The 21,096-nt window shown below is 70.9% G+C and carries 19 protein-coding genes and 2 pseudogenes; 14 read left to right on the forward strand and 7 right to left on the reverse strand.

Features of this window, described 5'->3' with window-relative positions; genetic code table 11:
- Positions 1-13: 13 nt before the first annotated feature.
- Positions 14-1,288 carry a mechanosensitive ion channel family protein gene (locus tag ACZ6TI_RS29740; protein ID WP_465348474.1) on the reverse strand — a complete coding sequence of 425 codons (1,275 nt, stop codon included), beginning with the start codon at positions 1,286-1,288 and terminating at the stop codon, positions 14-16.
- Positions 1,289-1,494: 206 nt separating this feature from the next.
- On the opposite strand from ACZ6TI_RS29740, the gene ACZ6TI_RS29745 reads away from it, so the two are divergent.
- From ACZ6TI_RS29745 to ACZ6TI_RS29780, 8 genes and pseudogenes are all read left to right on the forward strand, one after another.
- A complete protein-coding gene (locus ACZ6TI_RS29745; protein WP_465348475.1) occupies positions 1,495-3,627 on the forward strand; it encodes an ATP-binding SpoIIE family protein phosphatase in 2,133 nt (710 codons plus the stop codon).
- A 55-nt stretch (positions 3,628-3,682) separates the two neighbouring features.
- Positions 3,683-4,903: a cation:proton antiporter gene (locus ACZ6TI_RS29750; protein WP_465348476.1), complete on the forward strand. Its 1,221-nt coding sequence runs from the start codon at positions 3,683-3,685 to the stop codon at positions 4,901-4,903.
- An 88-nt stretch (positions 4,904-4,991) separates the two neighbouring features.
- On the forward strand, positions 4,992-5,753 hold the full coding sequence (locus tag ACZ6TI_RS29755; RefSeq protein WP_465348477.1) for a VOC family protein: 762 nt from the start codon (positions 4,992-4,994) through the stop codon (positions 5,751-5,753).
- 42 nt (positions 5,754-5,795) lie between these two features.
- Positions 5,796-5,993, forward strand: a complete 198-nt coding sequence (locus ACZ6TI_RS29760; protein WP_465348478.1) for a DUF3072 domain-containing protein — start codon at positions 5,796-5,798, stop codon at positions 5,991-5,993.
- 93 nt (positions 5,994-6,086) lie between these two features.
- On the forward strand, positions 6,087-6,323 hold the full coding sequence (locus ACZ6TI_RS29765; RefSeq protein WP_465348479.1) for a helix-turn-helix domain-containing protein: 237 nt from the start codon (positions 6,087-6,089) through the stop codon (positions 6,321-6,323).
- 1 nt (position 6,324) lies between these two features.
- Positions 6,325-6,537: pseudogene (locus tag ACZ6TI_RS29770) on the forward strand (Clp protease N-terminal domain-containing protein); the annotation flags it as partial.
- Between the two features lie 24 nt (positions 6,538-6,561).
- A pseudogene (locus ACZ6TI_RS29775) lies at positions 6,562-6,948 on the forward strand (Clp protease N-terminal domain-containing protein); the annotation flags it as partial.
- 43 nt (positions 6,949-6,991) lie between these two features.
- Positions 6,992-7,408 carry a hypothetical protein gene (locus ACZ6TI_RS29780; protein ID WP_465348480.1) on the forward strand — a complete coding sequence of 139 codons (417 nt, stop codon included), beginning with the start codon at positions 6,992-6,994 and terminating at the stop codon, positions 7,406-7,408.
- A 368-nt stretch (positions 7,409-7,776) separates the two neighbouring features.
- Here ACZ6TI_RS29780 and ACZ6TI_RS29785 read toward each other — a convergent pair whose 3' ends face one another.
- Together ACZ6TI_RS29785 and ACZ6TI_RS29790 are read right to left on the reverse strand one after the other, a co-directional pair.
- The gene (locus tag ACZ6TI_RS29785; protein WP_465348481.1) at positions 7,777-8,751 is read right to left on the reverse strand and encodes a phosphotransferase family protein; all 975 of its coding nucleotides are present in this window, start codon (positions 8,749-8,751) and stop codon (positions 7,777-7,779) included.
- An 85-nt stretch (positions 8,752-8,836) separates the two neighbouring features.
- Positions 8,837-9,691, reverse strand: coding sequence for an NAD-dependent epimerase/dehydratase family protein (locus tag ACZ6TI_RS29790; RefSeq protein WP_465348482.1), 855 nt, complete (start codon positions 9,689-9,691; stop codon positions 8,837-8,839).
- Between the two features lie 91 nt (positions 9,692-9,782).
- Here ACZ6TI_RS29790 and ACZ6TI_RS29795 point away from each other — a divergent pair, with 91 nt between their 5' ends.
- From ACZ6TI_RS29795 to ACZ6TI_RS29805, 3 genes are read left to right on the forward strand one after another with little or no spacing between them, the layout of a single operon-like run.
- Complete coding sequence (locus tag ACZ6TI_RS29795; RefSeq protein ID WP_465348483.1) at positions 9,783-10,223, forward strand: MarR family winged helix-turn-helix transcriptional regulator; 441 nt, start codon at positions 9,783-9,785, stop codon at positions 10,221-10,223.
- Between the two features lies 1 nt (position 10,224).
- Complete coding sequence (locus tag ACZ6TI_RS29800) at positions 10,225-11,175, forward strand: pirin family protein (RefSeq protein ID WP_465348484.1); 951 nt, start codon at positions 10,225-10,227, stop codon at positions 11,173-11,175.
- Positions 11,176-11,994, forward strand: coding sequence for an NAD-dependent epimerase/dehydratase family protein (locus ACZ6TI_RS29805; RefSeq protein WP_465348485.1), 819 nt, complete (start codon positions 11,176-11,178; stop codon positions 11,992-11,994).
- Here the strand turns inward: ACZ6TI_RS29805 and ACZ6TI_RS29810 are convergent.
- On the reverse strand, positions 11,987-12,892 hold the full coding sequence (locus ACZ6TI_RS29810; protein WP_465348486.1) for an NmrA family NAD(P)-binding protein: 906 nt from the start codon (positions 12,890-12,892) through the stop codon (positions 11,987-11,989). The two genes, ACZ6TI_RS29805 and ACZ6TI_RS29810, sit on opposite strands and share 8 nt — an antisense overlap.
- 69 nt (positions 12,893-12,961) lie before the next feature.
- Here ACZ6TI_RS29810 and ACZ6TI_RS29815 point away from each other — a divergent pair, with 69 nt between their 5' ends.
- Complete coding sequence (locus ACZ6TI_RS29815) at positions 12,962-13,861, forward strand: LysR family transcriptional regulator (RefSeq protein WP_465348487.1); 900 nt, start codon at positions 12,962-12,964, stop codon at positions 13,859-13,861.
- Here the strand turns inward: ACZ6TI_RS29815 and ACZ6TI_RS29820 are convergent.
- Positions 13,794-14,303, reverse strand: coding sequence for a hypothetical protein (locus ACZ6TI_RS29820; RefSeq protein WP_465348488.1), 510 nt, complete (start codon positions 14,301-14,303; stop codon positions 13,794-13,796). The genes ACZ6TI_RS29815 and ACZ6TI_RS29820 overlap by 68 nt on opposite strands.
- Positions 14,304-14,359: 56 nt before the next feature.
- A complete protein-coding gene (locus ACZ6TI_RS29825) occupies positions 14,360-17,527 on the reverse strand; it encodes an NACHT domain-containing protein (RefSeq protein ID WP_465348663.1) in 3,168 nt (1,055 codons plus the stop codon).
- Positions 17,528-17,673: 146 nt separating this feature from the next.
- Here ACZ6TI_RS29825 and ACZ6TI_RS29830 point away from each other — a divergent pair, with 146 nt between their 5' ends.
- Positions 17,674-19,218: a CBS domain-containing protein gene (locus tag ACZ6TI_RS29830; RefSeq protein ID WP_465348489.1), complete on the forward strand. Its 1,545-nt coding sequence runs from the start codon at positions 17,674-17,676 to the stop codon at positions 19,216-19,218.
- Between the two features lie 4 nt (positions 19,219-19,222).
- Here ACZ6TI_RS29830 and ACZ6TI_RS29835 read toward each other — a convergent pair whose 3' ends face one another.
- Positions 19,223-19,351 (reverse strand): hypothetical protein, encoded by a 129-nt coding sequence (locus ACZ6TI_RS29835; RefSeq protein WP_465348490.1) that lies wholly within the window; start codon positions 19,349-19,351, stop codon positions 19,223-19,225.
- A gap of 104 nt (positions 19,352-19,455) precedes the next feature.
- On the opposite strand from ACZ6TI_RS29835, the gene ACZ6TI_RS29840 reads away from it, so the two are divergent.
- Positions 19,456-21,033 (forward strand): phospholipase D family protein, encoded by a 1,578-nt coding sequence (locus tag ACZ6TI_RS29840; RefSeq protein ID WP_465348491.1) that lies wholly within the window; start codon positions 19,456-19,458, stop codon positions 21,031-21,033.
- Positions 21,034-21,096: the final 63 nt, after the last annotated feature.

A 21,096-nucleotide genomic window follows, 5' to 3' on the forward strand; every position in this document is an offset into this window, starting at 1 on the left:
TGCCGGCCCTTTCTCACCGCTTCTTCCCGACGCCCGGGTCGGTGGGCGTGTCGTCGTCCGGCAGCACCTGGGTCGCGTCGGGCGGCGGCAGCGGCGGGAGGACCTGCGTCTTCTCGCTCTCCGGCTCGTCCCGGTCGAACCCGGGGATCAGCGACGGCCGGCCGTCCACCGGCTCGACATCGAACGCGGTGTCGGTGGCCCGGCGCGGCCCGCTGGTCTTCGGCGACGAGATGACCTGCGTCTCCTCGGCGGCGGTGGCGTCCAGCGCGCGCTGCCGGGCGGCCTCGTCCTCGGCCTTGCGGCGGGCCGCGGCCTCGGCCTCCTTGACTCGCTGCGCGGCCTCGGCCTTACGCACCTCGTCGGCCTTGCGGGCCTCTTCGGCCTTCCGGGCCTCTTCCGCCTTACGGGCCTCCTCGGCCTTGCGAGCCTCTTCCGCCTTGCGAGCCTCTTCCGCCTTGCGCGCTTCCTCGGCCTTGCGCGCTTCCTCCGCCTTGCGAGCCTCTTCCGCCTTGCGGGCCTCCTCGGCGATCCGGGCCTCTTCGGCGCGGCGGGCCTCCTCGGCCTTGCGGGCCTCTTCGGCGCGGACCCGCTCGTCGGCATAAGTCCGGGCGTGCTCACGGATCACCGCCGACTCGGTGCCGGCCCGCTCGAGCCAGGTGTCCCAGCGCTGTTGCATCGGCTTGATCAGCCCGCCGCCGACACCCACGATGATCACCCCGGCCACGGTGGCGAGCACCGCGATCAGCACCGGCCCGGTCACCGCGGTGGCGATGTTCACCTGCTCCAGCGCCGCGATCACGCCGAGCGTGATGATCAGCACAGAGGCGATGCGGGCCAGCAGCCGGCCGTACGCCAATCCGCCCAGCGCGCTGGCGATCAGGTCGTGCGCGGCGTTCGCGATGGCCGCCGCGACCACGATGATCACGATTGCCACGAAGGCCCGCGGGAGCCAGCCGATCAGCGCGGACAGCAGATCACTGACCGGGTTGGGGCCCCAGACGCCGAACGCGAGTTGCAGCGCGAACAGCAGCACCGCATAGAACGCGATCTTGGCGCACAGGTCACTCGCCGTGATCTTGCTGCCGCTCAGCGCCTTGCCCACCGGGCCACGATCCACCGCGCGATCGAAGCCGACCCGCCGCAGCCCCTTGCCCACGAACGTGCGCAGCAACCGAGCCAGCACATAGCCGATGACCAGGATCACCACGAAGGCCAATGCGGCCGGCAGGAACAACAGCACGGAGCGCCACATGTCGCTCAGTCCTTGGCCGAGGCCGTCGCCGGTCATCGCCCCTCCTCGCGCTCGTCCGCCGGGTCGGCGAGCGCCGGCCCCCAACGACCATAGAGCCCCGCGCCACAACCCGCCGAACGAAACGGTCCGCCGTGGATCCGGGCACGGGGTACGCAACCGGCCTAGCCCCTCGTACAGTCAGGAATCGGACGGTCGGCCAGTGCGGCATCGTCCAAACGGACGAGGCGGGCTAGGCTCACAGCATGGTCGGCACGGGAGGCGGAACCCCTTCCGCAAGCACCGCGCTGTCCGCCCGGGCAGGCGCGGCGACCGCGCTGTGTGCCGATCTGGTGCGCGACTTCCCGTGGGAGCAGACCTCGCTGGGCCCCGCCGACCAGTGGGATCCGGTGGTCCGGGCCACTGTCGACCTGGTTCTGGCCTCGCCGGTGCCGATGGCGCTGGCCTACGGCGACACCTATCTGCTGATCTACAACGATGCCTATGCGGCGGTGCTCGGCGGCAAGCACCCGGACGCGCTGGGCCGGCCCGCCGCCGACGTCTTCGGCCGGCTCTGGCAGGCGCCCGGCGTGGGCGCGGTGATCGACGACGTCTATCGCAGCGGCCGGCCCTATCTCGAGGCGGAGACCCAGGTCAGCGTGCCGCGCGGCGTCTCCGGCGTGGAGCTGGCGTCGTTCACCCGCGGCCACTCGGTGGTGCGCGACCGAGACGGCCGGGTGGTCGGCGTGCTCACCGTCGCCGCCGAGACCACCCAGGTGACCCAGCGGCTGCAGAGCCTCGGCGAGCTGACCGCGCGGCTGGCCGGAGCGATGACCATCGACGACGTCACCCGCGTCGTGCTGTCCTATGCGATCTCCTCGTTCGGCGTCGACCACTGCGTCTTCGCGATCGACGACGGCGGGGCCTATCGATATGTGCGGCGGGTCCGCGGCGAGATGATCGACGAGGCGGACGAGCGTCTGCCGCCGGTGTGGAAACGGGTGCCGCACGGCCACCCGGAGGCGCCGCTGGTCGCCGCCGCCGAGTCCGGCCGGCCGTCATACGAGGCCGACGGCACGCCGCTGGCCGAGGTGGCCACCGACCGGCACGAGCGGCGGGTCCGCTCGCTGGCCGCGATCCCGCTGCGCGCGCCGTCCCTGCGCGGCGCCCTGACCATGGGCTTCACCTCCGCGCACGCCTGGCTGCCGGCCGAGCGGGCGCTGCTCAACGCCACCGCCGAGCTGGTCGCGCAGGCCGCCGAGCGGGCCCGCCGGTTCGAGGCCCAGCACGGCACCGCCCAGCTGCTGCAGCGCAGCATGCTGCCCGAGCACCTGCCAGAGCTTGAAACGTTCCGCATCGCCGCGCGCTACGACGTCGGCGTCGACGGCAATGCCGCGGGCGGTGACTTCTACGACGCGTTCGTGCTGAGCGACGGCCGGCTGGCCATGGTCCTCGGCGACGTGGCCGGGCACGACGTGCGGGCGGCCGCGGTGATGGGCCAGGTCCGGGCCGCGCTGCGGGCGCTGGCGCTGACCGACCCGGCGCCGCCGAGCGTGCTTGCCGGGCTCGATCGGCTGGTCGGCTCGCTGGGCGCAGAGTCGCGCAACGAGGAGATCTTCGTGACCGTGGTCTACGGTCTGCTCGACCCGGAGGACGGCACCATCACGCTGGCCAGCGCCGGGCATCCGCCGCCGGTGCTGCGCCGGGCCGGGGTCTCCGGCGAGGCGCCGACCGCCGAGCTGGTCAAGGTGCCACCCGGCGCGCCGCTCGGGCTGGGCGGACGCTGGCAGACCGGCCTGGTCACGCTCGAGCCCGGCGACACCATCCTGATGTTCAGCGACGGCGTGGTGGAGCGTCGTGGGCGCCCGCTCGCCGACGGGCTCGACGACCTGGTCGCCGCGGCGGCCGGCGCGTCCGGCGGCGACCCGCGCAACATGTGCGCGCTGGCCACCTCGGCGGTGGCCGGGCAGACCGACGACGACGTCGCGGTGCTGGCCGTCGAGCGGGCGCTGGCGCTGAGCCGGTCCGCGACCCTGCAGGCGGCGGCCGAGCCGACCAGCCCGAGCAAGGTGCGCGCCTGGATGACCGCCAAGCTGCGCGACTGGCAGGTGCCCGAGCCGGTGATCGGCGCGGCCATCCTGTGCACCAGCGAGCTGACCACCAATGCGCTGCTGCACGCGGGCACCCCGGCCCAGGTGCGCATCGACCTGACCGCCGAGCGACTGCTGGTCTCGGTGGCCGACACCGGCACCCGCGGCAGCGTGACCCGGGCACACACCGACGCGCTGAGCAGCCGGGGCCGCGGCCTGGGCCTGATCGAGGAGCTCAGCGACAGCTGGGGCACCGATCCGACGGTCCGCGGCTCGACCGTGTGGTTCGAAATGTTGATCCCGGCCTGATCGAGGGCACAGAAGGCCCGTGCAGACGTCCGACCTCGTATTTGCCCTTTTCGGTGTGGGCGCTCTGCTGGCCGGCATCCTCCCCCGCGTGCTCGAGCGCCGCCCGCTGTCCATGCCCATCGCGTTCCTCGCGCTCGGCATGATCGTCTTCGCGCTGCCTCTCGGCCTGCCCGACATCGACCCGCTCGCCACCCCGAAGCTGACCGAGCACCTCACCGAGATCGGCGTGATCGTCGCCCTGATGGGCGCCGGCCTCAAGATCGACCGGCCGCTCACCCGCCGCGGCTGGGCGTCCACCTGGCGGCTGCTGGCCATCGCGATGCCGGTGACCATCGCCGCCGTGGCCTTCCTGGGCTGGTGGTGGGCCGGGCTGGTGCCGGCCGCCGCGCTGCTGCTGGGCGCCGCGCTCGCCCCGACCGACCCGGTGCTCGCCTCGGACGTGCAGGTCGGCGAGCCCACCGACGAGGAGGACTCGGAGGACGAGGTGCGGTTCGCGCTCACCTCGGAGGCGGGACTCAACGACGGGCTGGCGTTCCCGTTCGTCTACGCCGCGATCGGCATGGCGACCGTGGCCGGGCTGGGCTGGGTCGGCGATTGGTCGCTCGAGCACGTGCTCTATCAGGGCGTGGTCGGGGTGCTCGGCGGGCTGTTGATCGGCAAGGGGCTGGGCCGGCTGTTCTTCCGGGCCAAGCGGGAGTCGCTGCGGCTGTCCCGGCACTCGGAGGGGTTCCTGGCGCTGGCCGCGACGTTCCTGGCGTACGGGCTGGTCGAGGTGGCCGGCGGCTACGGCTTCCTGGCGGTGTTCGTGGCGGCGCGCGGCATCCGGGCGGCCGAACGCTCGCACGACTTCCACCAGGTGCTGCACGACTTCGCCGAGCAGACCGAGCGGCTGCTGACCGTGATGCTGCTGTTGCTCTTCGGCGGCGCGGTGGTGAGTGGACTGCTGGCACCGCTCACCTGGACCGCCGCGCTCACCGGACTGGCCCTGATCGTGGTGGTTCGTCCGCTGGTCGGATTCGCGTCGCTGATCGGCGCGCCCGGGCGCCCGGCGGAGCACTGGATCATCGCGGCGTTCGGCATCCGCGGGATCGGCTCGTTCTATTACCTGGCGTATGCGGTGACACACGCCGAGTTCGCCCACGCCGATCTGCTCTGGGCGACCGTCGGATTCGTCGTACTCGTGTCCGTGGTTTTGCATGGAATCGCGGTCACACCAGTGATGCGGTTGCTGGATCGGTCGAACAAACGAACACGCACCGTCACTGAAACTCGATAATTTCCGACATTGAACCCTCAGATGGTGGCGGAGCGTATTGATTGCCGTAAGGTGTTCGGCAGTTGGCGACGTCCACGATGGAGCGATCATGCGGATCAGAGGTTTCGCGCCGGCGGCACCCTGCTGGGTCGAATTGGCCAGTGCAGAGCCGGGCCGGGCACAGGATTTCTACGCGTCCCTGTTCGGCTGGGAGCCCGCGGGCGATCGTTTCAAGCTGCGGGGCCGCGCGGTCGCCGGCCTGACCCGCACCCGCCCGGGCCGTCCGGCCGGCTGGCTGACCTATCTGGCCACCGACGCCCTGGGCGCCAGCGTGCAGCGCTTCGCCGCGGCCGGCGGCCGGTGCCTGAGCGGCCCGATGAACGGCCGCGGCGGCCAGGGAGCCGTGGTGTCGGACCCGTCCGGCGCGACGCTGGGCCTGTGGCAGGCGGGGGACTTCGCAGGCGCGCAGATGGCCGGCGAGCCGGGCGCGATGTCGTGGCCCGAGCTGCTCACCGATGACGCGGCCGCGGCCGAGCGGTTCTACGGCGAGGCGTTCGGCTGGTTGCTGCGCGACGGCATCGAGTGGCTGACCCCCGGGCACGACGCGGTGGCCGGCCTCGCGCCCGGCGGCCGGGTCGCCCGGTGGCGTCCGAGCTTTCAGGTGGCGGACTGTGCCGGCAGCGTCGCTGCGGCCTGTGACCTGGGCGCCGAGGTGGTGATCGCGCCGACCGACATGGGTCTCGGGCTGATCGCCGAGCTGCGTGACCCGTGGGGCACACAGTTCGCGGTGACCGCCCCGACCACCCGTCCGGTGGACCTGATGTTGTCCTTCAGCGCACTGGCCGGCATGGAGCTGACCTTCCCTGGGTAGTGGAACTGGTGTACGAAGACCAGGACCGAGGAAGGTGGCATCATGACTGAGCCCGGGTCGAACACGATCAAGGACCCGCAGGACTGGACGACCGGCGACGAGCCGGCCACCGGAGCGCAGGAGTCATATCTGCACACGCTCGCCTCGGAAGCACACGAGGACGTGCCGGACGAGCTCACCAAGGCCGACGCGTCCCGCATGATCGACGAGCTCCAGGAGAAGACCGGCCGAGGCCGGTAGAAGTTCTTTCGAAGGGCCGCCCGTGATGGGCGGCCCTTTTTCTGCGTCAACTTAGGTTGACATCACCGGTCACGTCAACGTAGGTTGACAGCCATGACCGAAGCAACCGACCTGGCCGCCGCCGCCGGCAGCGCCGATCCACGGGTCGGCCTGCGCGCGGTCGTGGCGCTGCGCCGCCTGCTCGAGGGCCTCGAGCATCTGCAGGTGGCGAACGCCCGACGCAAAGGCTGGTCCTGGCAGGAGATCGCGGACGCGCTCGAAGTGACCCGGCAGGGCGTCCACAAGAAGCACGCCGGCCGCATGCCGGCCGACGACCCACGGGGAGGTTGAGATGTTCGAGCGATTCACCCACGCCGCCCGCGAGGCGGTGGTCCGCGCCCAGGAGGAAGCACGCCGGCTGGACCAGAAACCGATCGGCACCGAGCACACGCTGCTCGCGTTGCTCGCCGACGCGGACGGCCCGATCGCGGTGGCGCTGCGGGTCGACGAGGTCGACGCGGACTATGTGCGCGCCGAGATCCTGCGCCGGGTGGGCGCCGGCCCGCGCGCCGCGAGCGATGTGCGCAGCGAGGCGGACGCCGAGGACGCGGCAGCGCTCAAGGCGATCGGCATCGACCTCGACGCGGTGCGCCGCGCCATCGAGGAGAATTTCGGCCCGGGCGCGCTGCGACTCCCCCGCGAGACCGGCCCGAAACGGAAAGGCCGCCTGTTCGGCCGCTTCTACGGCACCGGCGGCGGGCACATCCCGTTCTCGCCGCGCAACAAGAAGGTCCTCGAGTTGTCGCTGCGCGAGGCGATCCGGTTGAAGCACAACTACATCGCGCCCGAGCACATCCTGCTCGGCATGCTGCGCGAGGGCGAGGGCCTGGCGGTGCAGATCCTGGTGGAGAAGGGCGTCGACCTCAACCGCCTCCGCGCCGCCGCGACGACCTCGCTGCACGACCCGGCCGCTTAAGCCCAACCGCTTAGATTGGCGCCGCCGCGGGTACTGGGCGGCAATGAGTTACCGGGTGGAATACAACGGCGGTGACCTCGAGGTCATGACGCTGGACGCGGCGTTGGACAACGCGAAGAACGCGATCGCCGCGGACATCGGCCCGATCAGCGGCTGGAGCGTCGAACACGACGAGACGATCAACGACTGGTTCGTCCAGGGCGTGCTCAACGGCGAGGCGGTGGGCCCGACCGCGGTGATCTCCGGCCCGGAGCCGACGATGGCCCCGGTCGCGGCCCCGCATCACCCGTCGCGCGACACGGACGGCTGGGTGCAGCGGGTGTCGTTCGCCGGCCCGACCGCCGCGGACACGTTCGCGTCGGCCACGAACTGGCTCGCCAACCGCGCGTCGGTGGTCCGAGTCAGCGCCGTGAGCTGGGACGACGGCCGCCTGCGCATCTATTTCAACGACGGATCATAAAGACGATGTCGTAGCCGGGTGGGTGGTCCCGGCCCGCAGCTCACGCCGAGGACCGCGCGGGCACATCAAGGCCGCGACGCGTCCAAACCAATGCACCCGCACGGCGACGCCCGTGCCCACCACCCCCGCCGCTGCGCGGCCGCACCCCACCGCCCGGCCACACCCCACCTGGCCTGGCCCGGGCCGGGCCGGCTAGGGCAAGCCGGGCCGGGCCGAGCTGGGCCGGGCCGGGCCGAGCTGGGCCGAGCTGGGCCGGGCTGGGGTGGGCCAGGCCGGCTGGGCCGGCTCCGCGCAGGGGTGTTGGGTATGTGTGTGCAGAGCCGCTCTGCACACACATACGCAACACCCCCAGGCGACGGGCGTTCGGCTTATGGATGTCGCGGCGGTGCTAGGGACGGCCACGGAGGTGGTGGGGCGGTGGTGAAGAAATGCAGGAGGTCCAGCAGCCGCGCGAACGGCGGCGCGCTCCAATGCCGGCCGTCGTGGGGTGTCGGGTTCTCCAGGCGGCCCAGCGCCCAGGACAGGCGGTGCCACAGGACTCTTCGCTCCCACGGGGAGTCGGTCGCGCCCGCCTCTCGGTAGCCGGCCAGCGCGGCGGGGACCAGTGTGAACGGCAGCTTGGCGAAGTCGGTTGCCGGGTCGGCGATGGCCGCGTCACCCCAGTCGATCAGGCCGGCCAGGGTGCCGTCGGGGGCCACCAGCAGGTTTTGCGGGGCCACGTCGCCGTGCACGAGTGCCCGTGGCGGCTCGTCCGTGGCCAGCCTGGCGAACCACTCGCCCAGCCAGCCGGCCGAGTCTGCGTCGATCGATCCGTTGGCGCGCAGGCGATCCAGCAGCGCGTGCGGGTCGGCGGCCGCGTCGGTCGGGACCTCTGGCGGCGCGGACGTGATGCGGTGGAGCTTGGCGAGTTCCCGCCCGGCCTGCCTGGCGACGGTGTCGGGCACGCTCCCCGATGCCGTCGTGGTCTCCGACAGATGCCGGCGCCGGTCGGCCGGCTCGACGTGCCCGGAGACCTCGGTGGGCCGATTTTCGAAGTGGGCGTCGGATCCGGCCGCGGCCAGTTCGGTGCCGTGCACTCGTCTGGTCACCAGATAGTCGGTGCCGGAGGCGACCAGCTCGGCGGTCCGCACGCCGGCCGCGGTCACCAGTGGGAGGAGCGCCGCCTCCTTGCGCAGGTCGGCCGCGAACTCCGGCGATCGGGGCATGCGCAGCACCAGATCGGGGCCGAGACCGTAGGCCTCGTTGGCTGCGCCGCCCGGCATCGGGGTGAGCTGATCGGGGGCAAATCCCAGCGACGCCGCGATGGTTTGGGAGCGGAGCGACTGGGCGTTGGGATCACGCACGTCGCCGTGAGGACGGCCGCGGAGCGGAGCGTGCGGCCGCCCGGAGCGGCCCCGGCGGGAGCTGCGATTCGGGCCACCCACCCCGCTACGACCTGGGGCTCTTGATCGTGAAGGGGTGTTCGGCGGTGAAGCCGAGCAGCTCGCGGGCCGGGGTCAGGTCGATCGGGACCGTGCGGCCGGGGAAGTGCGGGCGCGGCACGCCCGGGTGGAAGCGGTCGAGCAGGTCCTCGGTCGGTTGCGGGGCGAGGGTTTCGGGGGCCGCCAGATAGAGTGCGTGGCTGCCCGGGGTCGCCGGGGTGAGGGCCAGGACCAGAGCGCGGGCGGCATCGCGCGCGTCCAGATAGGACCAGACGTCGTTGACGCCGCGTTCCGGATTGGTCTCGAAGACCTTCGCCGTCTCGCCCAGGCGGCCCTCGGCCGTGCCGACGAACGGCAGGCGCAGCGCCACCGTGGTCATCCCATAGCGCCGGTGGGCCATCGCGGCGGTCTCCTCGTCGGCGCGCTTGGACAGCGCATACGGGTCGGTGATCTGCAGCGGCATCGCCAGGTCGATCGGCAGATAGGGCATCCGCAGCCGCCGCACCGCGAACGGCAGGCCGCAGATCGCGTAGCTGCTGGCCAGCGCCACCTGGCGGATGCCGGCGCGGCCGGCCTGGTCGAGCACCGTGAAGGTGGCCAGCGTGTTGCGCCCGAAGACCACCTCGGCGGGATCGCTGAGCGGGGACGCGATCGCGGCCAGGTGGATCACCGCGTCGGCGTCGCGCAGGGCGTCGGCGACCACGGCCGGGTCGGTGGCGTCGCCGATGACCACGCGGTCGCAGGGCAGGTGGGCCGGTTCCAGGATCAGCGCGGTGACCGGGATCAGCGCGGCGGCCAGGTGCTCGACCACGGCCCGGCCGATGAGCCCGGCGGCGCCGGTCACCACCACTCGTCTCGTCACATCAACCTCGGGGTGCGCACCCGTCGCACGCTAGCCGAGGGATCCGGCACATCACTGGTATTTCAGATTTGAAAGAGTTATCGTCAGTGCCATGGCCGAGCCGTTGACAGAGCGCCAGCAGCAGAGCTGGCGGGCGTTCATCGAATCGTCGTGGGTGCTGCACGCGCGGCTCGACGACGAGTTGCGCGCGGCCACCGGTCTCAGCATGTCGGATTATCACGTGCTCGTGGTGCTCTCCGAGACATCGGGCCACCGCCTTCGGATGGGTGAGCTGGCCGACCGGCTGGTGTTCTCGCCGAGCCGGTGCACCTATCAGATCTCCGCGATGGTCAAGCGTGGCCTGGTCCGCAAGCAGGCCTGCGCGGACGACGGCCGCGGGCAGGAGGCCGTGCTCACCGAGCACGGCATGGCCGCACTGGTCGAGGCGGCGCCGCTGCATCTCGAGACCGTGCGGGACAGCTTCATCGATCACCTGGACGACGAGGAGCTCGCCGTCATCGGACGCGTCTTCACCAAGATCAGGAAGGTCTGACATGCCCGCCATCACCGTCGACGACGTTCTCGTCCTGCCCCGGCTGCCGAAACTCGACGAGGCCGCCACCAAGCACCGCCCGGTGCGCCGGCTGACCACCGCCCCGAGCGGGTTCGAGGGTGAGGGCTTCCCGGTGCGGCGCGCGTTCGCCGGCGTACCGGTCAATGAGCTGGACCCGTTCATCCACCTGGACCAGATGGGTGAGGTCGACTATGCGCCGGGTGAGCCCAAGGGCACACCGTGGCACCCGCACCGCGGCTTCGAGACGGTCACCTACATGATCGACGGCACCATGGACCACCAGGACTCGAACGGTGGCGGTGGCACGATCACCAACGGCGACACGCAGTGGATGACGGCCGGTGGCGGGATCCTGCACATCGAGGCGCCGCCGGAGAAACTGGTGATGAGCGGCGGGCTGTTCCACGGCCTGCAGCTCTGGGTCAACCTGCCGCGGGTGGCCAAGATGATCGCCCCGAAATACCAGGACATCCGCGGTCGCGAAGCGGCGTTGCTCACCACGCCGGACGGCGGCGCCCTGATCCGGGTGATCGCCGGCTCGATCGCCGGGCACGACGGCCCCGGCTCGACGCACACGCCGATCAACCTGGCACACGTCACGCTGCAGCCCGGCGCCCGCCTCGAACTGCCCTGGCAGGCCGACTACAACGCGCTGGTCTACATCATGTCCGGGCACGGCACGGTCGGCGCCGAGGCCCGGCCGATCCAGACCGGTCAGCTCGCCGTGTTCGGCGCGGGCGACGCGATCCGGGTCTCCGCTTCATCGGAGCTGGACCTCTTCGTGCTGGGCGGCAAGCCGATCCGCGAGCCGGTGGCGCACTACGGGCCGTTCGTGATGAACACCCGCGAGGAGCTGATGCAGGCGTTCGAGGACTACCAGAAGGGCCGCCTCGGCGTGATCCCGGCCGAGCGGCTGCCGCACACTGACTGAGTGCGTGTCCTCGTCCTCGGCGGCACCGGCTTCGTCGGCCGGGCCATCGCCGCCCTTTTGGATTCCCCGGCCTTGTTCAACCGCGGCACCGATCCGTCCATGCCCGGACTGGTCGGTGACCGCGACACCGGCGACTATTCAGCTCTGCGCTCCGGCGAATGGGACGCGGTGGTCGATTGCAGCGGCTACATCCCGCGGCACGTCTCCGGCGCGATCGACGCGCTGGGCGATCGGGTGGGGCGCTACCTGTTCATCTCGTCGCACGCCGTCTTCGACGGCGGTTCTTCTGGCCTGCGGCCGGCCATTTTCGATGCTTCGCCACCGCTCACGAACGACACCTACGGTCCGTCCAAAGTGGCCTGCGAGCAGATCGTCACTTCCCGGTACGGCGAGCGCGCGACGATCGTCCGTCCGGGGAAGGTGGCCGGTCCCGGGGACAACCAGCCCGGCCTGACCGACTGGGTCCGGCTCGCTGCCCGTGGTGGCGAGGTTCTCGTGCCAGGATCGGTCGCCCAGCCGGTGCAGCTGGTGGACAGCCGCGACGTGGCCACCTTCGTGGTGCGGTTGCTTGCCTCGTCGACCGGCGGCGCCTGGACGGCCGTCGGTGACACCACCACCCTGGGCTCGCTGATCCTCGCTTGCGCCGCGGCCGCCGGCACCTCGGTCGACCTACGCGAGGTTCCGCTGCGGCCCGGCCCGCTCATCAAGGACCCGGCGCTCTGGCCGACGCTGCATCGCGATCCGGCGCCGGCCCGCGCCGCGGGTCTCCCCAACACTCCCCTGGCGACCACCATCGCCGACGTGCTGGCGACTATCTGAGGTTCTCCGCGCACCACTCGCGGAAGGTGGTCGGGCTGGACGTCTCCGGGGTGCGGGGGACGGCGTTGTCCAGGCCGTCGTTCTTCGCCTCGGCCATCTCGAGCATGCTCTGCGCCATCGGCTCGGACATGCCCGCCTTGATCAGGTTGTCCCTGAAGGCCGCGCCCGGGATCTGCTGGAATCGGACCGGCCGGCCGAGCACCTCGGACATGATCCGGGCCATGTCGGCCGGCGAGAGGTCCTCCGGGCCGAGCACCGGCACCTCGGCCTGGCCGGTCCACGAGTGGTCGAGCAGCAGGGCGGCGGCCTTCACGGCGATGTCCTTGGTGGCGACCAGCGGCACCTTGCGGTCCTGCTGCTGCGGGCCGTAGAACACGCCTTGGCCCTTGATGGCGTCTGCCTGCCGCCGGGTGTTGTCCATGAAGGACGGCATGGTCAGGGCCCGGTAGTTCACGCCGGATGCGGTGATCAGGTCGTCCATCGCGAGCGTGGCGGTCACGTGGCCGGCGGGCTTGCGGTGGCCGCGGCCCAATTGACCGCGGCCCAGTTGACCGCGGCCCAGTTGACCGCGGCCCAGTTGACCGCGGCCCAGTGCGGAGATGCCCACCACCCGCTGCACACCGTGGTCGGCGAAGGCCGCGACGGCCGGGCGGGCGAAGCCGGAGTAGGCCGCCTCGGCGCTCGGCGCACGAGGGTCGGAGGGCACCAGCCAGAACACCGAGTCGGCGCCCTCGAAGGCCTTGTCGACGACGTCGGGATCCGCGTGCGAGCCGGGCACGATCTCGACGTCCGCGGTGACCGCCTCGGGGCGCCGGGCGATCACCCTGATCTCCTCGCCCCGGAGCTCGCGCAGGAGGTGGCGGCCGATCTGGCTGGTGGGTGCGGTGACAACGATCATGGGTCCAGTCAAGCCCCGGCGCCGGCAGACCTGAAGGACCGATCCGATCCGCATTGATACCGTGGGGATATGAGTGACCTGGAGGTCCGGCAGCTGCGGTACTTCGTGGCGGTGGCGGACGAACTGCACTTCGGGCGGGCGGCGGCGCGGCTGAACATGGCGCAGCCGCCGCTGTCCCGGGCGATCCGCGAGCTGGAGCACCAGCTGGGCGTCACGCTGCTGGAACGCACCACCCGCCAGGTCGCGCTCACGCCCGCCGGGGAGGTCTTCCTGCATGACGCGCGGATCGCTCTGGATGCGGTGGCCGCGGCCGGCCGGCGGGTCACCGCGGCCGGGAAGCTGCGGCTGGCGATGAAGGCGGACTACGACGCCGGGCTGCTGCCGAAGATCCTCGCGGCCTACCAGGAGGATGCGGCGGCGCTGCCGGTGGACCTGACGCTGGGCGGGCGCGGCGAGCAGGCGCCGGCGCTGCGGGACGGGCGCGCGGACGTGGCGATCCTGCCGCAACCGTTCGACGACCGCGGCCTCGACTCGGAGCCGCTGCTGGTCGAGCCGCGCCTGGTCGCGCTGGCCGCGGACGATCCGCTGGCCGCCCGCTCGTCGCTGCGCCTCTCCGACCTGGCCGGGCGGTTGCTGCCCGACGGCCGGCGCGCGGACCGCGAGGATCTGCCGCCGGCGCCCGGCGCCGGGCGCACCGGCCTCGACCTGGCGCAGATCTTCAACCTGGTCGAGCTGGGCACGATCGTCTGGTACGCGCCGCAGTCCCTCGCGCGGCTGCACCGCCGGCCGGGCATCGCCTATCGGCCGGTCCCCGAACTGGCCGCGTCCACACTGGTGGTCGCCTGGTCGGCCGGCTCACACTCGCCGGCCGTCGCGGCCTTCGTCCGCGCGGCCACCGCCGTCAGCGGTTCATACTCGACCCGTCGACCGGACCCGGCAGAGTCCGCCAGCCATCCTCATATGCCGTGAGCCGGCGGAGGATCTCGGCGATGTCGTAACGGGGAAACAGAACGAAGATCAGCCCCAGCTTGAACTTCGACTGGCGCTTCACGTCGAAGGTCGCGACGTCCATCGGCCGCGCCGAGACATCCCACGAGTCGGGCGCGGCCCAGTGGTTCATCCGCAGATAGAAGGCGTCCCGCGGGCCGGCCTGGGCGAGCGCCGTCAAAAAGGTGAGGCCGTCGTCGACCGGGAAATCGACATACGCCCAGTCGAGTTGCCTCTCCACGACCGCCCGCATGTGCGGCAGCCTCTCGCCCCAGCTCGCGTTGCTCTCTCCGGCGTTCTGGCAACTGGTCCAGGTGGTCAGCCCGAGCCGCCAGATCACCTCGACGACCGGCGCCAGGTCCTCATCGATGTCGGCGCTCTTTTCGCCGACGGTGACGCGGCGCACCGGGTGCAGGTTGTCCACGGCCCGACGCTACGCCAGGGGTTGCCCTCTTCGCGGTGGCATCCACAGCCGGGACCTTACCGTCGCGCTAGATCGTCGCGCAGTGAGTCCACCGCACGACGCACCACGTCATCGACCAGGCTGAGATCATGTTCCACCTGGAGAAGCAACGCCCGTGCGATGTCACGACCCAGGACGGGGTCCGCGGCTACCGCCGAGGTGATCTCCAGATAGGGAGCATGGTTGCGCTGGAAGTCGACGGCCTTCAGGCAGGCGACGATTGACTGCAGATCGATTGGTAAGAAGGTATGGGCTTCGGTGGCGAGCTGCCGGACCAGCAGATCACGCTGCCGTTGCGGCAGGGTGCCCAAAAACGACAGCTTGTAGAGCAGAGCACGCACGTCGACCAGATCGCCCTCCGGCGCCAACAAGAGCCGCAGGAAAGCAGCCGTGTCCGACACCGGAAACGGCTGGTCGAACGAGCGCAGACCGGACGATCGGTAATCCCGCCAGAGCGGAATCATGTCGTAGAGCAACTCGCGAATGTCATGGGTGGTCTGCACGAACGCCGAGCGACGCAGCGACCTGCCGAGCGCGCCTTCGGGTGCCACCTCGGCGTCCGGCGCCCACGCGGTTGCCCGGTCCTCCGCGCTCAGCGTGGGCGGACGCTCGTCCGGCGGCCATGGCAGCGACTCATAGACGCTTACGTCGGCGCCGTCCTCCGGACGGATCTCCAGCCGGGTCGGGTCGGTGTCCAAGCGCCACGCCACCCGCAGCCTCTGCCACAGCCGCTTGCGGTCCTCACCGTCGAGTTGGCTCTGCCACAGCAGTGCGAGCCGCCGCCAGTTGTCGACGACCGGCTCACCGACCAGCTCGGCCGCGTCCACCGGCTGGTCGCTCAGCAGCACCGCGAAGCAGACCAGGTTCGCCGAGAATGCCGCGTGCCGCACGGCAGGCGGCGTGCGCCGCGGCTCGTAGCTCGCTTTTGTCCAGGTGGGATGCGGATACCCGGCATCCGGCAAGAGCTCGAGGACCAGCTCGCGGCAGATTTGCCGCTGCCCGGCGTCGAGGTTGTCGAGCAGCCCGCGGCAGAAGTCCCACAGCGGCGCCCGCCGGCCGATCGTCACGAACGACGTGGCCGCATACAGGCCGCCAGGATCGATGACGCCGCGACGGCGGCGCTGGTGAACGCGCTCCTCAGCCAGGTCGACCAGCTCGCCGACGATGTGCCGGGCGGCCAGAAAGTCGCCGAAGGTGGCGTGCAGGAACTCGAAGCTGCGTTCGGGAGCTTCGGTGTCGCGGGTGGCCTGGGACTCATGGATGAAGAAGAAGCGCCCGACCATCAACTGCGCGGCGGTCAGGGCTCGATTCGCCGAGTCGGTCCCGGCCAGGCGCAGGTCGTCGGCCGCCAGCAACCGCGGGAGGTCGCTGTTCAGCTCAGCGTCGAGGATCACGTCGCCGCCGCGGTTCAAGATGGCCACCGCGACCGCGCTGAGCCGACGCCACTCCACGTCGATGTCCGAGGCGCGCTGGTCGTCGGTGCATCCGCGGCCCTGCTTGTCGACCTCTCGCTCCACGAAATCAGTGAACAGCCGCTCATAGAGGTCAACGCTTCGCAGGTCCGAACCCGCGGACTGAAGAGCGTTCGAGCCGGCGTCATAGAGCGCCAGCAGCAACAACAGCAGCGGCTGACGGGCCAGCTCGCCCTGCGCCAGCGCGGTCCCGGCGGACAGCGGCCGCAGACCCCGGGCGGCGAGACCGGCGGCGTTCAGACCGTTCCACACGTCGAGCCAGGCGTGCACCTGCTCTTCCGCGAACGGTTCCAGCCGCAGCACCACCGTCCACTCCGGAAAGCGTGCCCGGTCCGCCACTACGGTGCGGCTGGTGACCAGCACCGCGGCGGGCCGGTCAAGCTCGAGCTCCCGCTGCTGGAACTCGCGGATCTGTTCCAGATAGTCGGCCCGGTTCGTGCCGGTGGCCTGCAACAGCTCGTCGAACCCGTCGAGGATGATCACGGGCAGCGCGTCGCCCGCCCGGCGGGTCAGCTCGGGCCAGGAGACGCGTTCGCCGAGCACGTCCAGCAGCGCCGCTTCGATCTGCGATTGGATCGAGGCGTCCGCGGCCACGTTGCGCAGCTCGACCCGAACTACCAGGAAGTCCGTGGCGGGCAGCTTGGCGGCCAGCGTGCGGGTCATCGCGGACTTGCCGGAGCCCGGCTGGCCGAGCACCACCAGCGTACCGGTCACCGCGCCCGGCGTGGCCAGATGCGCCAGCAGGAAGTCCTGGACGTTCTCGACCGGCCGGGAATCCTCCCAGAAGGTCTCGGTGGCCGGCAGGTCGAACGGCCCGGCTTCGGCGACCCGGCCGTGCGGATCGAGGTAGCCCGCGCCGAGGCTGGGCAGCACGACATGCGCCGGCGCCTGAGCGGCCTCGAGGATCGGCCGGTCCAGTGCGGCCCGATAACGTTTGCCGAGTCCGGAGAGGACGGCGTCCACGGCCGCGGCGCCGGAGAGAGAGCGCAGGTCGTCCAGTTGCCGCGTCAGGTCGGCCACGGACTCTCGCAACAGCTCGCGAGTGGCCTCGGCGTCCACCATGCCGGCCCAGACCCCGAACTCAGACGCCTGCGCGATCAGCGAACGATAGGCCTCGGGATATCGGGTCATCGCCTCGTGCACCAGGTCGTCCTCGATGGCCGCCAGCCCGTCGACGCCCCGCTCCCGCAGGTAGTTCCGGAGTTTGATGGCCGCCGTGTCGTAGAAGCTGTAGACACTGTCAAGGTTCGACTCGAACGGCCGATGCGGCGCGGGCATCGGCGGTGGGGTGTCGACCAGCGTGGCCACGAGTTCGGCGTATCGCTGGGCCGGTTCGGTCGAGGTGGCGATCGCGACCTGCTCCGCGGCGGTCAGCGGGGTGTTGCTGAGATCAAGTTCGGGATGGGCCGCCACGACGATGTCGAGGGCCTCATAGAACGCCGTCACCACGACGATGCCGTGCGCCGCGACCAGCCGCTGCGTGCGATCGAACCGCTTGACTCCGGTCAACCGCTCACGCAGCCCGGTCACCACCGCGTTTCCCCAGTTGATCATCTCGCCCCGCAGGGCGAAGAAGTCGTTCCCACCGAGACTGCCGAGTGTGACCACCGAGGCGGCGGCCCCGCTGACCGCACCGAACGCCCTGGTAAACGGACTGTCGGCAACCCCGAGGAGTCGAGCGGCGTCGCGAAAACTGAGCGGCCGGTAACCCATCACCCGCCGCACGCTAGTGCAGCCGCCAGCCCGCGACAACGCACCGAACGTGCGGCTCTTCAGCACCGGATCGAGGGGGTGTGCGTCCGCAAGATCCCCTGAAAGAATCCATCCACGTCGGACAGAGTGGCCGGATCGGAGTGGCGATGGCTGCGGCATGGATGGTGCGCGCCGGGCGTGCGGGCGAGCGCGAGGACGAGGCGCTGACCGCGGGCCTGGTGATCGGCGGCTGGCCCGAGCTCGGTGATCTCTCCGGCGTGCGGTCACGCCGCACGTTGCAGGCGATGGTCCGCGAGGCCTACCCGCACCGATCCCGGACCGTGGTGGCCAACTGGACCGGTCAGCTGTGGCGGATGACCCGGGTCATGGAGATCGGCGACTACGTGATCACCCCGCTGCGGCACACGCCGGGGTGTGTCGCGCTCGGGCGGATCGCGAGTGATTACCGCTACCGCGCGGACGCCGAGCCGGGTCGGCGCCACGTTCGCGAGGTGTTCTGGAAGCGGCCGGCGCTGCCGAGAAGCGCCATCCAGCAGGACCTGCTCTACAGCCTCGGTTCGTTGCTGACGATCTGCGCGTTGCGCCGGAACGGCGCGGCCCGGCGGATCGAGGTGCTGGCCGAGACCGGCCGCGACCCCGGGCCGAGCGAGGACGAGTTGCCGGGCGGTGACCTGGTCACCCCGGAGGCGCTACTGGCCGAGATCGCCGAGTCACCGACCGGCCGGCACATGACGGTCCGCGAGTTGCTCAAGGCGTGGGGCGCGAACCGCCGGACCAGCCAGGCGGTGACCCGGATCAGCGACGATCTGGCCGAGCACGCGCTGACCACCGCACCGCCGTTCACCGAGGGCTGGATCGACACGGCCATCCTGGTTGCCAAGTCCGGTGCCGAGGCCGATGACTCCACCGTGGAGACCGTGCTCGAGAAGGTCGCCGAGGCGAGCGGCGCCGGCGAGGACGAAGAGGCCGAGGACGCCAAGCCGTTCACGCTGCGATTCGGCAATCTGCTGCCGCACGATGTCCGGCTGGCCGCGGTGAAGCCTGGCGACTCGATCGTCAGGGCGCGGACGATCATGTTGCAGCACAACTACTCACAGCTCGCGATCATCGATGCGGCCGGCGTCTACTACGGGGCCGTCAGCTGGGAGTCGATCGCCAAGGCGCAGATGGCACACTCCAGCACCCCGACCGCCCTGCAGGCCAGGCGTATTGCGCCGGAGGCTCAATACGACGACCTGGTGCTTCCGCGCATCGATGACATCGCCGGGCAGGGGTTCATCTTCGTGCGTTCCAAGGACCGGATGAGCATGGCCGGCATCGTGACCGCCGCCGACCTGGCGAATCGGTTCGGTGAGGTGGCCAAGCCGTTCACGATGATCGAGGAGTGTGAGCGCCGGCTGCAGCGGCGGGTGCGGGAGACCTTCTCGATCGAAGAGATCAAGAAGCTCACCAAGACGAAGGACGTCGAGTCGATGACGTTCGGCAGCTATGGCTGGCTGCTCAAGCAGCCGGACCACTTCGCGAAGCTGGACTGGCCGCTGGACCACGCGGCGTTCATGGCGCAGCTTGAGCAGGTGCGGCGGCTGCGCAATCGGATGATGCACTTCTCGCCGGACCCGACGCCCAGCGGAGAGTGGAACGCGATCGACGGGCTGCTCGCCATGCTGCACGCCGTGGATCCGCTCAGCTGAGGGCCTACTGCATGAGGAGCATGGCTCCGACGCCGAGCAGGACCAGCAGCAGGACGGCGATGAGCAGGCCCTTTTCGGCGGCCATGGCGGGGTCTGCGGTGATCGGCTGAGAGGTGATCGGCTCGGAGCTCATTGCGTACCTCCGGAGGGGAGCGGGAGTGATCACCGGCTTCCGGGGTGCGGAACCCGGGAACCCGGCTTACGGTGAGGGCTTCGTCGACCTCGGAAGGGCTGCTCGTGCCGCTGACGGACTGGTTTCTCACCGCAGAGGAGCGCGGCAACCCGGACACCTCCATACCCACCTGGACGGCCGGAAACACCGCCGAACCGCTGATACACGGTAAAACGTATTTCGACCGGTTGGTGGCCGAAGTCGAAAGCCTGGGTGCGGGGGATCTGCTCTTCTTCACGGACTGGCGGGGCGATCCGGATCAACTGATGCGCGACGACGGTCCGACGATCGCCGAGCTGTTCTCGGCGGCGGCCAAGCGCGGGGTGATCGTCAAGGGGCTGCTCTGGCGCTCCCACCTCGACAAGATGGCCTACTCCGAGGAGGAGAACCGCAATCTCGGCGACGATATCCGGGCGGCCGGCGGTGAGGTGCTGCTCGACCAGCGGGTGCGGCGCGGCGGATCGCATCATCAGAAGCTGGTGGTGATCCGGCGCAAGGACGATCCGAGCCGGGACATCGCGTTCGCCGGCGGCATCGACCTGTGCCACAGCCGCCGGGACGACGCCGACCATCGTGGCGACCGGCAGGCGGTAACGATGGCCAAGGCGTACGGCGAGCATCCGCCCTGGCACGACGTCCAGCTCGCGTTGCGGGGGCCGGTGGTCGGCGCGCTCGACCTGACCTTCCGCGAGCGCTGGCGCGACCCCGCGGACCTGGACCAGCACGGCCCGATCTCCACCGTCCAGGACAAGCTCCGGCACGCCGACATGAGCGCCGACAAGCTGCCCGACCAGCCGCCCGATCCGCCGGCCGACGGGCCGCTCGCGATCCAGGTGCTGCGGACCTACCCGGCGATGCGGCCGGCCTACAAATTCGCGTCGATGGGTGAGCAGACCGTCGCGCGCGGCTACACCAAGGCGATCAAACGGGCCCGGCGGCTGATCTATCTCGAGGACCAATATCTGTGGTCGACCGAGGTGGCCCAGCTCTTCGCCGACTCCCTGCGCCAGCACCGTGACCTGCATCTGATCGCCGTGGTGCCGCGGCATCCGGACGTCGACGGGCGGTTCGCGCTGCCGCCCAACCAGGTTGGCCGGCAGGAGGCGATCAGCCTGTGCGCGAAGGCGGCGCCGGACCGGGTGCACGTCTTCGACGTGGAGAACCACGAGGGCACGCCGGTCTATGTGCACGCCAAGGTCTGCGTGATCGACGACGTGTGGGTGAGCGTGGGCAGCGACAACTTCAACCGCCGCTCCTGGACCCACGACAGTGAGTTGTCCTGCGCGGTGCTCGACGAGCGGGTGGACGGGCGCGCGCCGGCCGATCCCGCCGGGCTCGGCGACGGCGCCCGGCGCTTCGCCCGGGAGCTGCGGTTGGATCTGCTGCGGGAGCACCTCGACGCGGGCGACGACGAGGGCTTGGTGGACCCCGCCGAGACGGTACGCACGGTGAACGCGAAAGCCAACGCACTGCGTGACTGGCACCGTTCCGGCCGCAAGGGTCCTCGCCCGCCGGGCCGCCTCGTGCCGCACGAGACCAAGAAGCTGCCGCTGTGGCAGCGGATCTGGGCGGTGCCGGCCTATCGCCTGGTGTACGACCCGGACGGCCGCCCGTGGCGGGCCCGCCGCGCCGGCGACTGGTAGTGCTGGGCATACCCCGTTCGTAGTGCTCGGCGGCTGGGATCGGATGCCGCGCCTTTCTACGGT

The sequence above is a fragment of the Actinoplanes sp. NPDC051388 genome (genome assembly GCF_055586225.1).